The sequence below is a fragment of the Undibacterium sp. RuTC16W genome, from assembly GCF_049339445.1.
Lineage (GTDB): Bacteria > Pseudomonadota > Gammaproteobacteria > Burkholderiales > Burkholderiaceae_D > Undibacterium.
The window spans coordinates 868178-880533 of record NZ_JBMPPE010000001.1 but is presented as its reverse complement, the minus strand read 5'-3'; the positions used below and the strand labels follow the sequence as shown (position 1 = coordinate 880533).

The following is a 12356-nucleotide window of genomic DNA, read 5'->3' as shown; positions in this document are numbered from 1 at the left end:
CCTTCGCCTCCGGATCATCTAACGGATGCTTGTCTATTGATGTATTTGGTTTCCAACTTTCGCCGTCAATGTATGCCTGTGTGGCTAGAGTTTCAAGAGTTCTGAGTGCCTGAAGGTTTGACTCCCCCCTAGCTTCAATCCAGCGACTTACGAAGATTCGACTATCGCGTATGTCTTTCGAATGCCATTCGAGGAAAAGTTCCTGAGCTCGCTTTCTCTTCCCGTCTCGTCTATCTTTGAGACGGCTATAGACGTGACCCAAAACGAATAGAAGCCCAGATACGGCTATTGAGACGTAAGTCAACTCTGCAGGCGGAATACGAAGCACATGTTTGCCGACAAAATATGCACCAACGGACAGGAAAATCCCAATACATACTACGGCTATCTCCAGAAGGTACAGGTTAAATTTTATGCGCATAATATTTTAATTCTTATCATTTAAGTTGTAAGTCGATATAAACGTCAGGCATGAATGAAAAATTATGTTGGTTATTCATGTCAACTAAAGAGGCGAAATGCTGACGGCAAAAAATGGACACGGCATAGACCTTATTGCTCGGGTTCATTTTCTCGATAAGCGTGAAATTTCACTTTAGGTAAGCTTCGGTTTGCACGAGTTGCTCTCGAAATGCAGGCTGCTTCTCGGCCATTTCAGCCCAATAGTGTTCAGCTCTCTCGATGTCGTGTGCCTCCACCGTCTGCCACCACTTTAGCTGACCAGCCATATCAACAGCTTGCCCCGGCAATCGTGCCGAGCACTCACGCAATAACACCTGAGCCGAAAAGACGTTGGTTTTCATCATCCCTACCGCCTGACTTGGATTGTCTGCATCGGAGTAACCCAAAGTCTGGGCGACTGCTTGTACAGGCATCTGCGCTGTGACGACAAGAGCCACCAGAGTTACCATTCGAATCAATTGCATACCCTTTCCAAAGGTCTGATGACGACATAAACAATGCGCGCCACCAATGATGATTTGAGCGAGGAACAACATCGGGCGTCCGCTTGATTTCATTATAAAACCGCTGGCTTGGAAGCTTTTGAAAACACGAGGACAGCAAATAGCATCTCAATCAATCCACCAAGCCCTGCGGCTACAACAGGTGTTATCGCTAAGAACAAGACGAGATTTGCAGCGACTATCAGGCTCACGCCCATCACCCAGAAAATTGATCTGCCGTAGATGCTCGCAAAGATCAGGTAGCGGCTTCCAATCGTTGCCATCATTGCCGGGAAAAATAGTTCTGGCTTTAGCAGGAACAGACCATAGGCCATAGCGCAGCAAAGGATCAGCCAAATTGTCGACGCCATGCCAAGCTGATTCAACGCGTTGTCTTTGCTTGTCTTCGCGGGACGCCCCATCACCTTTGTCACAAGGAGGCTCAGGGGATAAATGAATGCGCCGCCGATGAGCAGAGTCCATACGGCCTTGTTTATGCCGAGCTGATAGCACACCAACGCGGCAGCAATCCAGACTAAGCCCGATACCAAAACGCCAGGCGCGCCGTCATAGTGGGCGTAGCGCATCTCATGTTGCTGCTCTTCGGTGACAGATAGTTTCATTAATTCTTCCTGTGATCGGTGGTAATGGTGAACGGATGGCTAGGGCGCGTGCGCATCGCTGTTCCGGCTTTGATCTCTGTTCAATTTCACTGACGCACATAGCGTAAGTGTGTGGCAGCAGAACCATCAAGAACTTTGTCAATGCGAAACTGCGGCCCGGGCTCGCGCAGGTTCTCGAAGAGCCGCCGTCCACCACCGAAAAACACCGGTGCCAGGGCGATTTCCAACTCGTCAATGGCACCCAAATTCAGGTATTGCTGGATCACATCGGCACCTCCCGCGATGCGGATATCACGGCTGCCTGCGGATTCCCGCGCCAGCACCAGAGCGCGCTCCGGCCAGGCGACCTCGCCCTGGTCGAACATGCGCTTGCCCATGATGTTGGCACCGATGCGTTCCGTGGTGGTGCGCACCAGGTCATTGACCGGACCAGTCTCGCCCCCAGGTCCGAACTTGAGGTTTTCGCGGAAGTACTGCGTATTGAGAAGCCAGGTCATCAACGCACCCCACTTGGCACCCCAGTTCTTATATCCGGGATTCTTCATGGTCATGCCCTCCGGTGCCATGTAGCCATCAAGGCTCAGTCCAATGTTGACGAATACTTTACTCATGATTGTCCGCTTTCATGTTCGGATTTCTGGCTAAGGTTTGAGGTTGGTGGGGGATAGCAAATAAGTGCGATTAGGCGAAGCTAATCGTACTTATCCGAGGTTTTCGCCTATTCATTGATCTGCATAGACAATCCGGATCAAATGGAGTACGTCTCGACAAAATGGCATTGCAGGAATACCTTCGCCTTGCATACTACCAAGATGAAAGTCTTCTGGTAGCGAAGCGCCTGTTGCCATGATCGAAAGAGGAAAGTGATGCGTATTCTTCTTTCGAATATCGTAGAGCTGTTTTGTTAGTGGAGTAATACCTGCCGTCTTTACGAAAATCGGGTTCTTCTTGTTCTGCGTCACCTTCACGTGACGACTCAGTACTGCCAATCCTTCATCATCTTCGTGAGACTCGCCCTCCGGGTCCGTATAGCGAAAATACGCGGTAAGCGCTGAGGACTCAAAGAAGCTATAAGCGGCATTCAGGAATCCCGACAAGAACCATCTGAATTTATTACGATCTCCCTCTGCAGTTAGCAACTCAAAGAAGAATTCACATTCTCGAACCTTATCGTCGAGATCCGGAACAGATTGCATATCCCATCGATTCAACCAATCCTCAAGATCGTGCGGTTCGGACATATTGCTCCCTGACTGACGCGGCGCGTCAGTGTCGAAGAAAGGATCAGACGGCATTACCCGATAGATTTGAAACACGCAGTTGATCTGGCAGGCCATCATGATCTCCTAGCTCTCTTGACGGTGCATCGTGCCACCAGTCGGCTGGCTTGAGGTCTGCGCGGCGCGAGGGATTTAGTGGATAGACGATGCGATTGGTGGGCTTTGCGGGTTCTCCTCCGACCAGGAGTAACGCGTCTTTCTCGCTGTTGTTGATGAAGCAGTGGCTGATTCCCGTGCCGGCGGGGAAGGCTGCCAGGTCACCCGCGCGCATGGGATGAAGTTCTCCGTCGATCCAGGCGTCGACCTCACCATCGATGACGTAGACGAACTCTTCCTCATCTGATTCAGCATGAGGCCATGAAGAACGCTTGCCGGGTGGCAGGTGCTGGAGGTTGATGCCAATACGGACCAGACCTGCGGCGCGGCCAGCAGCACGAACCGGACCCATCTCCTCGTTGCTTTGCGGATAGATGTGGCTACGTTCTGGCAAGTCGCCAGTCGATACGATGAATGAAGGACGTGAATTCATGACTCTCTCTGGGCGCATACAGATGACGCCTGACTTGTTTAAAAGTAAAAAACCGACGTTAACATGTTCGTGCAAAATCAGCAATACGGAGGCAACTTCCCTAGACTGCTAATGCGGATTGCTTCTTTTTGTTGTACTCATTTGTACACGGTGCGACGAGAATTGTGTGACGGTGACTACGCGACCCAACTATTCGTCATATGTTCTGATCTCTAGCAGGTGCTTGTTTGGGTCGTTGAAATACAGCGTTGGTGCACGGCCTCGTGCGCCGGATTCTTCGCCGGGTCCGGTGTTCGTGCCGACGGCATGGAATGTCGGACCGTAGGCGATGCCGGCGGATTGGATGCGCTGGAATATGCTGGTGAAATCGTCGCGTGAGACCGCAAATGCGTAGTGCTCAAGGCCAGGGGTTCCCCATGGGGCGAGCTGGATCTGAAATTCGGGGTTCACCTGGATCAGCGTGAACGGGCCGCCAGTGTCCTCGGCGGTAAATCCAAGAATCTCGGTGTAGAAGGCAATGCTGCTCTGGAGGTCGTTGACCTTCATGATGATGTGATCAAGCGCTGGCATGATGCGTCTCCTCTCATTGCTGAACTGCGTTGGCGTGTGCGTATGATTGGGCGGCAGCGCTTGTTATTGGAACCTCGTCGCAAACTTATTGGAAGCGTATTAGAAGATCACCGGGACGTCGCTGCTATGTATCGCATTCTACGCATGCCGTGTAGTGAGGTCAAAAGAGCATGGTGATGGTGTTATCCGCAACCTGCCTCAATCCGCACTGTCCATGCGGGTTTCCAGCCATGTGCCTGAAGACCCGCGCCAGTGTTGCGCGTCGGGGCAGATCAATTTACAAAACGTAAATCTGCCTTAAATATCGACCGGATCAATCTCGACCGACCATTTGACGCGGGATTTCAGGGCGCGCAGGTCGTTGATCCAGTTTTTGACGAAGTATTGCAAGGCGGGACGGGACGTGGATTCGACCAGTAGCTGGGCACGGTCGACGTTGGCGATGCGGGTCATGGTCATGGGGATGGGGTCGTTGACGGTGATGCCGGGATCGGTAGCAAGAGCGGCGGCTTGATGCAAGAAGTCGAGGGCGATTTGCAGCTCTTTGGCTTCGGCACGTAGCAAGGCCTGGTAAATAAATGGCGGCATACTGGCTTGCTCACGCTCCTCAAGCAGGTCGTTGGCGAAGCTGTCGTAGTCGTGCGCCATCAGGGCGTGGTACAGAGGATGGTCGGGGTAGCGGGTCTGGATCAGGACTTCGCTGAGGTTGCCGCCTTCTTTGCGAGCGGCACGTCCGGCGCGTCCGGCGACTTGCATGAGCTGGGCGAACAGGCGCTCGCTGGCACGGTAGTCTTGCGAGAACAAGGCTGAGTCGGGATTGAGCGCGGCGACCAGCGTGAGGTTTTTAAAGTCGTGGCCTTTAGCAACCATCTGGGTGCCGATCAGGATATCGACCTCGCCACGATGCACGGTGTCGAAGGCGGCTTCGGCGCTGCCTTTGAGCCGGGTTGAATCGGCGTCGATGCGAAATACTCTTGCCTCGGGGAAAATTTGAGCGAGGCTTTCTTCGATTCTCTGGGTACCGCGACCTAGTGGTTGTAAGTCAATATTGCCGCAAGTCGGGCAGGATCTTGGGATGCGTTGTTCTAAGCCGCAATGATGGCAGCGCAGTTTGCGGTCAAGTTTGTGCATGACCAGATGCGCTGTGCAACGGGTGCAGTTGCTGATCCAGCCGCAGGCATCGCAGGCGATGACGGGGGAATAACCACGCCGGTTTAGAAATAGTAGTGATTGCTCACCTTTCTCTAAACGCAGGCGGATGGCGGTAACTAATCGTTGCGTCAGCCCTTCGCTGGGTTTTTCGTGTTCGGTATTGATGATCTTGACGACAGGTAATACCGCGTCTTTGACGGCACGCTCGGTCAGGCTGAGCTTGCGGTAGCGCAAGGTTTTGGCATGCAGCCAGCTTTCTAACGAGGGCGTGGCGGAGCCGAGGACGACGGGAATATCGAGCTGACGCGCGCGCCAGACGGCGAGGTCGCGGGCCGAATAACGTAAGCCTTCTTGTTGCTTGTAAGAAGGATCGTGCTCTTCGTCGATCACGATCATTTTTAAGTTGGGCACCGACGCGAGGATCGCTAAACGCGTGCCAAGAATAATGCGGGCTTGCCCTAAATGGGCCGACAACCAGTGACGCACACGCTCACCTTCGGCCATGCCGCTGTGCAAAGTGGCGATCTGGATACCTGAAAAACGCTGGCGCAGATGGTTCTCTAATTGCGGTGTGAGGTTGATTTCTGGCACCAGAATCAGGACTTGCGCATCGGGGCTTTGCGCCAGCACTTTGGCGGCTGCCTGTAAATACACTTCGGTTTTGCCGCTACCGGTGACGCCGTAGAGCAAATGCGGGGAAAACTTCCGGGCGCTGGCGATCGCATCGACCGCTAGTTGCTGCTCGGCATTGAGCGCGGGTTCCGGGTTGGGGCTGCTGTCTTGGGACGTGGCGTCTTTGGCGACTTTTTTGAGATTGCGCTCCAGCGAGCCGACTTTGGCAGCACGGAGATTTTTTGGCAAAGCGGGCAAGGCAACCTCGCCCAGCGGTCGCTGGTAGTAATCGGCAGCAAAGCGGCACAGGTCCAGCCAGGCCTGTGGCAAAGGCACGAGTTGGGTGCGGACTTCGAGCGCGTCTTTAAGTTTGCTGGCGGGAACATCGGTGTGGTCGCTGATGCCGACGATCAATCCCATGACTTGCTGGCGACCAAACGGAACCAGCGCAAGCTGCCCAATGTGGGGCGTGGCTGGCGTGGCGGAGACGTCGGAATCCGCCCCAGTTTCGCGCAACAGCCATCGATAATCGAAGCTGGTGTCGAGAGGCGTGTCAAGCACGATTTGGAGGATGCAATGTTCCACGAACTTAATGTAACTCGTGAGGATGTGCGCTAACTAACGGTTTCATAAGTGCTTTTTGACATATCCACAGATTCTGTGGATAACTTTGTGGACAAAGGTGTATTGACATGGCTTTGCGCTAGGTTTTATGCGGGTTTCAATAAACTGCCCATTCTAAAAGCAAAAATAAATTCTTTTAAAATCAATGACTTGCAAAATCACATAAAGGCTTGAAAATAAATTTTCGCGATTTTTTTATTCTCCTCATATTTGTGCATAACTAACGAAAAGTGTGCATGTAAATGAGGATTTTGTTGCGTCTATTTCATTGGTTCTGCCAGCGATAATGGGCTGGCAGGCGCATGAATAGTAGGTGTTGCATAGCACCATGACGAAATATCAAGCGATCCCGAGACTTATCATTTTGTGATGGCGAATTTACCATCCCTGATAAGTGCCTGATTTACGGTTTACGCTATATTTTGGCGCTGCTGGCGACTATATTCATGCACGGTATCGACCAGCACACTCACCGCATCCGGTGGCGTGAATTGTGAGATGCCGTGCCCCAGATTAAATACGTGACCGTGACCTGCATCAGGTGTGCCGTAGGCTTGCAGGCTGCTGATGACTTGCTGACGAATCTGATCATGATCGGCAAATAACACAGCCGGGTCGAGATTGCCTTGCAGAGCGACTTTGTCTCCGATACGGGCGCGGGCTTGTCCGAGGTTCACGGTCCAGTCGAGGCCGACCGCGTCGGCACCGATGCCGGCAATCTGCTCCAGCCATAATCCGCCACCTTTGGTAAATACAATCGCCGGAATACGCTGACCGTCTTTTTCCCGTTGCAACTGATTGACGACGTCTTGCATGTAGTTCAGTGAAAAACGCTGATAGGCGCCGTCTGCCAGCGCCCCACCCCAGCTGTCGAAAATCATGACGGCTTGGGCACCGGCGTCAATCTGCGCATTGAGGTAGCTGGCAACGGCGGTCGCATTGGTTTTGAGGATGTGCTCCATCAAGTCGGGACGCTTGTACATCATGGTTTTAACGGTGTGGAACTCACGCGAGCCCTGCCCTTCGACCATATAGCAAGCGAGCGTCCACGGACTGCCGGAAAAACCAATCAGGGGAACGCGGCCATTCAAGGTGCGGCGGATTTGCGTTACGGCGTCAAACACATATTGCAGACTGCCTGCCTCCGGTACTTTTAAAGCAAGGACGTCTTTTTCGTCTTTGAGGGGACGTTCGAATTTAGGTCCTTCACCTTCTTCAAAATACAAGCCGAGGCCCATGGCGTCCGGCACCGTCAGGATGTCGGAGAACAGGATCGCAGCATCGAGCTCGAAACGGTCCAGTGGTTGTATCGTGACTTCGGTCGCGAAATCAGGGTTCTTTGCCAGACTCATGAAGGATCCGGCACCTTTGCGCGTGGCACGATACTCAGGCAAATAGCGGCCTGCCTGGCGCATTAGCCATAAAGGCGTGTAGTCGGTCGGCTGGCGTAACAAGGCTTTGAGAAACGTGTCGTTCTTGAGTGCAGCAAAGGGTGTAGACATAAATACTTTCGATAAAACAGATGCGGGAATGCCGGGCGCAGATCGTTGCTACAAACTAAGAAATCCATGCCGGATGTGCGACAGGTTTGGACAAGTTGGCAGATTCATTGCGGTAAACCGACATTATCGCCTATGCACAGGACGCTGGCATCTGATCTGACACAATCTCTTGAAAACGAGGCTGATTTTCATGGAAATTTCAGCAAAGAAACTGTGGATAACTTTGTGGATAGATTTACTCAAGCTAGTCGCTCAATCCAATTAATAAAGTAAGCAATGAATATTGCTCCTTAACACATTGTTTTTGTTCACTATTTCCTTTGGACTATTGCGATAGCTTCTATTTATGAAAATAAATTACTTATTCAGAATGTGTATAAGTTTCTTCGCTTAAGGATTTTTTCCCCTATTGATTGCCGGGTTTGCTTGCGCGTCTAAATAAGCATTTGTCAATTGCCGACCCCATGCCTGTGCACCTTTAGCAGACGGGTGATAGCCATCGTGCGCCATCAAAGTCGTATCTTGAATATCGAGAGTGGTGGGCACGTGTAGCAGCCCGGGCCGCTCTTTGGCAAGCTGGCGAGCCACCTTATCCAGTGACCGGGCTTTGAGCCCCAGTACCATTCTCAGGGGCTGCGGCAAAGCCGGGAACGCATGCATAGGCGGCACGCCGGAAATCAAGATGAGTTTAGGCGAGAGACGCTTCTCTAGTGCATCTGTCAATTGCGTGAGGTTCGTGCGAAAAGCCGCATTCGATCTGAAGGCCGTCGTGTCATTGACACCAAAGGCAATCAGCAAAATGTCAGGGTTCGGGGATGCGTCCGGTAATTGCGGCAGCAAGGTCGCGATTCCTTCGGCGATGTCTGCGCCATTTTTACCCAGCGCCTGCCAGGCAACATTGGTTTTTAGCTGGGTCGATAACTGATGTGCAAATTGTCCGGTGATGGATTGCTCATAGGTATCTACACCGACGCCGGCAACCGTCGATTCGCCGATGCTGATGAGTCGCAGAGTTTGGTAGTTTGCATTGTTAGTTCCTGTGAACTTGCAAAGACCGTGGGGTAGTCCGCTTGCCTCGGGTAAGCGTGGTGTATTTGCTCTGGTTCGCTTGCCCTGCCAGCTCAGCAACGGTAGCAGGGGTAATGCGATCAGTTCAGCCATATAGGCACTCAGCATGGCTCAGACTACCTTGATTTTGCTTAATTCCGGATTGCCTGGCGGATAGCTTAATTTCAGGCTGACTAATTTTTCCTGCACGATATTGGCAATGGCGAGATTACGTTGAGTTTTAGAGTCCGCCGGAATCACATACCAGGGAGCATGATCGGCATCGGTTGCCATGATCACTTTTTCGTACTGACGTTGATAACTGTCCCAGAAGCCACGCTCGACCAGATCTTGCGGGTCGAATTTCCAATTTTTAGCCGGATCAGCCAGACGCTCTTCAAGTCGCTCTTTTTGTTCTTTGGCTGAGATATGCAGAAAAAATTTGAGGATGACCGTGCCAGTTTCTGACAGCATTCTCTCAAAATCTCTTATCTGTGCGAGACGTCGCTTGCATTCGGCGTCGTCAATCCAGTCATGCACGCGGGTAATCAGTACGTCCTCATAATGGCTGCGGTTGAAAATCACGATTTCTCCATTAGCCGGAACTTGCTGATGGATCCTCCACAAGTAGTCATGCTCTTTTTCTACCGCCGTTGGCGCCTTGAATGCCGCCGTACGTGCGCCGAGGGGATTGATCTGACCGAACACGCCGCGTACCGTGCCGTCCTTGCCGGAGGTGTCCATGCCTTGCAAAATAATGAGTAATTTATGCTTTTTCTCTGCATACAGTATCTCTTGCATGGCGGAGATGTCTTCCGCGATCTTTATCGTAGCGAGCTTATCGGCGGCTTTACTGTCGGGCTTGGCGTCTTTGCTGGCAGGCATTAACTTCAGTGAGGCATTGTCGTCCTGCAAAACTAATTTTTCTTTAGTGCGAAATAGCTGACTGACGCTCATGGAGACTCCGGTGGATTTTTGTTTCTACTTGATCAGGATAACAGCATGTGATCGATTTTGATGCATCGATCCATGATGACCATAAGACCCGCATTACGTGCCATATCAGCAGCGAGCTCGTTGATTACGCCTTGCTGCATCCAGACCGCCTTGGCCTTCACAAGAATCGCTTCTTCAGCGATGTCAGGTATCGACTCTGAACGACGGAAGCAATCGACTATGTCGATCTGGATAGCTGTTTTTTGTATAGCCTGGGTCAAGCTGTCGTAGCACGGCAAACCTAAGATCGTGTTGCCTGCTTCCAGCGGATTAATAAGCAGCAAAGTGTAGCCATGACTTTGCAGGTAAGCGGCCACCTGATAGCTGGGCCGTTGCGGATTGGCGGATATACCAACGATGGCAATGACCTTGCTGTGCTGTAGTAGTTGCGCAATCTGTGCCTGCTCTGACATCGTGTAGCCTCCGCAAAATTTAGTCTGCTCGTGATTAAGCGTAAAAGAAAACAAAAAAGGCAGCCTGAGCTGCCTTTTTATTGTACTGCGTGCTGGCTGAGTAAGATGATGACGTCCTACATCAATCAGCTTGCTTTAACTTTAACGCTTGGAACGCAATTTATGAATTGCTGCCAGTTGCGCTATTGCCGCTGCGAGTTCAGCCTGTGCTTGCGCGTAGTCAATTTTAGAATCTTTATTGACCAAGGCTTCTTCTGCCATTTTCTTCGCTTCGTTCGCTTTTGCTTCGTCCAGATCTTTACCGCGAATCGCAGTATCGGCCAAAACAGTAACCGCATCCGGTTGCACCTCAAGCAAGCCACCGGCGACGAAGACAAACTCATCTTCTGCCTGACCTGTGATCTTGATGCGTACCGCACCTGGCTTGATGCGAGTGATCAATGGCGTGTGCTTTGGATAGATACCCAACTCACCAGCCTCACCCGGCAACGCGACGAACTCGGCTTCACCGGAGAAGATCAGCTCTTCTGCGGAAACCACGTCAACGTGAATAGTGTGTGCCATATCGGACCTTTTCATTCGATCAAAAAACGAAGGGTGTAACTCGTGGTTATGTAACTACGCAGCTTGTTACACCCTAAGGCTTATATTACGCAGCCATTTTCTTCGCTTTTTCGATTGCTTCGTCGATAGTGCCTACCATGTAGAACGCTTGTTCTGGCAGGTGATCGAGTTCACCGGAAGCGATCATTTTGAAGCCCTTGATCGTATCTTTCAGTGACACGTATTTACCTGGGGAACCGGTAAATACTTCAGCAACGTGGAAAGGTTGAGACAGGAAACGTTGCATTTTACGTGCACGTGCCACCAACAACTTATCTTCAGGAGCCAATTCGTCCATACCCAGAATCGCGATAATGTCGCGCAATTCTTTGTAGCGCTGCAAAGTACCTTGAACAGCGCGGGCTGTTTCGTAGTGCTCTGTACCAACCACTTGTGGGTCCAGCTGACGGGATGTTGAATCCAGTGGATCAACCGCAGGGTAGATACCCAGGGAAGCGATGTCACGGGACAACACAACGGTGGAATCCAAGTGAGCAAACGTCGTTGCAGGAGATGGATCGGTCAAGTCATCGGCTGGAACATACACGGCCTGGATCGATGTGATCGAACCAGTTTTAGTGGATGTAATACGCTCTTGCAGACGGCCCATTTCTTCAGCCAGTGTAGGTTGATAACCCACGGCGGAAGGCATACGGCCCAGCAACGCGGATACTTCAGTACCAGCCAAAGTGTAACGATAGATGTTATCGACGAAGAACAAAACGTCTTTGCCTTCGTCACGGAAACCTTCAGCAATCGTCAAACCAGTCAAAGCAACACGCAGACGGTTACCTGGTGGTTCATTCATCTGACCGTACACCATCGCTACTTTGGAATTTTCTGGATTTTCCAGATCAACCACTTTTGCGTCGGCCATCTCGTGATAGAAGTCATTACCTTCACGAGTACGTTCACCAACACCAGCAAACACGGACAAGCCGCTGTGTGCTTTAGCAATGTTATTGATCAATTCCATCATGTTGACGGTTTTACCAACACCAGCACCACCGAACAAACCAACTTTACCGCCTTTTGCAAACGGGCAAACCAGATCAATCACTTTGATGCCAGTTTCCAGCAATTCTTGCGATGGCGACAGTTCGTCGTAAGCAGGTGCTTTACGGTGAATCGATGCAGTGGTTTCACGGCTGACCGGACCACATTCATCAATTGGATTACCCAATACGTCCATAATACGACCCAGCGTTGCTTTGCCGGTTGGTACCATGATAGGTTTGCCAGTATTTGAAATCATCATGCCGCGACGCAGACCATCAGACGTACCCAGAGCAATCGTACGGACAATGCCGTCACCCAATTGCTGCTGAACTTCCAATGTCAGTTCGGAGCCTTCCATTTTCAAGGCATCGTAAATCTTAGGCATCGCGTCACGTGGAAATTCAACGTCCACAACAGCGCCGATACACTGAACGATTTTGCCATTAGCCATGTTCGTTCCTT

General features: G+C 51.4%; 13 protein-coding genes. All 13 read right to left on the bottom strand.

Going from position 1 to position 12356, the window contains the following annotated elements; genetic code table 11:
• Positions 1 to 590: 590 nt before the first annotated feature.
• Positions 591 to 926 carry a hypothetical protein gene (locus ACO0K4_RS03885; RefSeq protein ID WP_422955278.1) on the bottom strand — a complete coding sequence of 112 codons (336 nt, stop codon included), beginning with the start codon at positions 924 to 926 and terminating at the stop codon, positions 591 to 593.
• A gap of 92 nt (positions 927 to 1018) precedes the next feature.
• On the bottom strand, positions 1019 to 1567 hold the full coding sequence (locus tag ACO0K4_RS03880; protein WP_422955277.1) for a DUF7010 family protein: 549 nt from the start codon (positions 1565 to 1567) through the stop codon (positions 1019 to 1021).
• 86 nt (positions 1568 to 1653) lie between these two features.
• Positions 1654 to 2178 (bottom strand): dihydrofolate reductase family protein, encoded by a 525-nt coding sequence (locus ACO0K4_RS03875; RefSeq protein ID WP_422955276.1) that lies wholly within the window; start codon positions 2176 to 2178, stop codon positions 1654 to 1656.
• Between the two features lie 111 nt (positions 2179 to 2289).
• Positions 2290 to 2808 (bottom strand): hypothetical protein, encoded by a 519-nt coding sequence (locus tag ACO0K4_RS03870; RefSeq protein WP_422955275.1) that lies wholly within the window; start codon positions 2806 to 2808, stop codon positions 2290 to 2292.
• 43 nt (positions 2809 to 2851) lie between these two features.
• Positions 2852 to 3376: a cupin domain-containing protein gene (locus ACO0K4_RS03865; RefSeq protein WP_422955431.1), complete on the bottom strand. Its 525-nt coding sequence runs from the start codon at positions 3374 to 3376 to the stop codon at positions 2852 to 2854.
• Between the two features lie 189 nt (positions 3377 to 3565).
• Positions 3566 to 3946, bottom strand: coding sequence for a VOC family protein (locus ACO0K4_RS03860; protein ID WP_422955274.1), 381 nt, complete (start codon positions 3944 to 3946; stop codon positions 3566 to 3568).
• 297 nt (positions 3947 to 4243) lie between these two features.
• Positions 4244 to 6295: a primosomal protein N' gene (locus ACO0K4_RS03855; protein ID WP_422955273.1), complete on the bottom strand. Its 2052-nt coding sequence runs from the start codon at positions 6293 to 6295 to the stop codon at positions 4244 to 4246.
• Positions 6296 to 6744: 449 nt separating this feature from the next.
• Entirely contained in the window at positions 6745 to 7836 is a 1092-nt protein-coding gene (gene hemE, locus ACO0K4_RS03850; RefSeq protein WP_422955272.1) for a uroporphyrinogen decarboxylase, read from the bottom strand.
• Positions 7837 to 8226: 390 nt separating this feature from the next.
• Positions 8227 to 8997 carry an SGNH/GDSL hydrolase family protein gene (locus tag ACO0K4_RS03845; RefSeq protein ID WP_422955271.1) on the bottom strand — a complete coding sequence of 257 codons (771 nt, stop codon included), beginning with the start codon at positions 8995 to 8997 and terminating at the stop codon, positions 8227 to 8229.
• An 18-nt stretch (positions 8998 to 9015) separates the two neighbouring features.
• On the bottom strand, positions 9016 to 9840 hold the full coding sequence (locus ACO0K4_RS03840; protein WP_422955270.1) for a PPK2 family polyphosphate kinase: 825 nt from the start codon (positions 9838 to 9840) through the stop codon (positions 9016 to 9018).
• A gap of 32 nt (positions 9841 to 9872) precedes the next feature.
• Positions 9873 to 10292 (bottom strand): CoA-binding protein, encoded by a 420-nt coding sequence (locus tag ACO0K4_RS03835; RefSeq protein WP_422955269.1) that lies wholly within the window; start codon positions 10290 to 10292, stop codon positions 9873 to 9875.
• Positions 10293 to 10433: 141 nt separating this feature from the next.
• Positions 10434 to 10856, bottom strand: coding sequence for a F0F1 ATP synthase subunit epsilon (locus ACO0K4_RS03830; RefSeq protein WP_422955268.1), 423 nt, complete (start codon positions 10854 to 10856; stop codon positions 10434 to 10436).
• A gap of 85 nt (positions 10857 to 10941) precedes the next feature.
• The gene (gene atpD, locus ACO0K4_RS03825) at positions 10942 to 12345 is read right to left on the bottom strand and encodes a F0F1 ATP synthase subunit beta (protein WP_422955267.1); all 1404 of its coding nucleotides are present in this window, start codon (positions 12343 to 12345) and stop codon (positions 10942 to 10944) included.
• Between the last annotated feature and the right edge of the window lie 11 nt (positions 12346 to 12356).

Coding starts and splice junctions, on each gene's coding strand:
- ACO0K4_RS03845 (WP_422955271.1), bottom strand. CDS start 8,997: ATGGCTGAACTGATCGCATTACCCCTGCTACCGTTGCTGAGCTGGCAG.
- ACO0K4_RS03885 (WP_422955278.1), bottom strand. CDS start 926: ATGCAATTGATTCGAATGGTAACTCTGGTGGCTCTTGTCGTCACAGCG.
- hemE (WP_422955272.1), bottom strand. CDS start 7,836: ATGTCTACACCCTTTGCTGCACTCAAGAACGACACGTTTCTCAAAGCC.
- ACO0K4_RS03860 (WP_422955274.1), bottom strand. CDS start 3,946: ATGCCAGCGCTTGATCACATCATCATGAAGGTCAACGACCTCCAGAGC.
- ACO0K4_RS03880 (WP_422955277.1), bottom strand. CDS start 1,567: ATGAAACTATCTGTCACCGAAGAGCAGCAACATGAGATGCGCTACGCC.
- ACO0K4_RS03875 (WP_422955276.1), bottom strand. CDS start 2,178: ATGAGTAAAGTATTCGTCAACATTGGACTGAGCCTTGATGGCTACATG.
- ACO0K4_RS03840 (WP_422955270.1), bottom strand. CDS start 9,840: ATGAGCGTCAGTCAGCTATTTCGCACTAAAGAAAAATTAGTTTTGCAG.
- ACO0K4_RS03865 (WP_422955431.1), bottom strand. CDS start 3,376: ATGAATTCACGTCCTTCATTCATCGTATCGACTGGCGACTTGCCAGAA.
- ACO0K4_RS03830 (WP_422955268.1), bottom strand. CDS start 10,856: ATGGCACACACTATTCACGTTGACGTGGTTTCCGCAGAAGAGCTGATC.
- atpD (WP_422955267.1), bottom strand. CDS start 12,345: ATGGCTAATGGCAAAATCGTTCAGTGTATCGGCGCTGTTGTGGACGTT.
- ACO0K4_RS03870 (WP_422955275.1), bottom strand. CDS start 2,808: ATGTCCGAACCGCACGATCTTGAGGATTGGTTGAATCGATGGGATATG.
- ACO0K4_RS03835 (WP_422955269.1), bottom strand. CDS start 10,292: ATGTCAGAGCAGGCACAGATTGCGCAACTACTACAGCACAGCAAGGTC.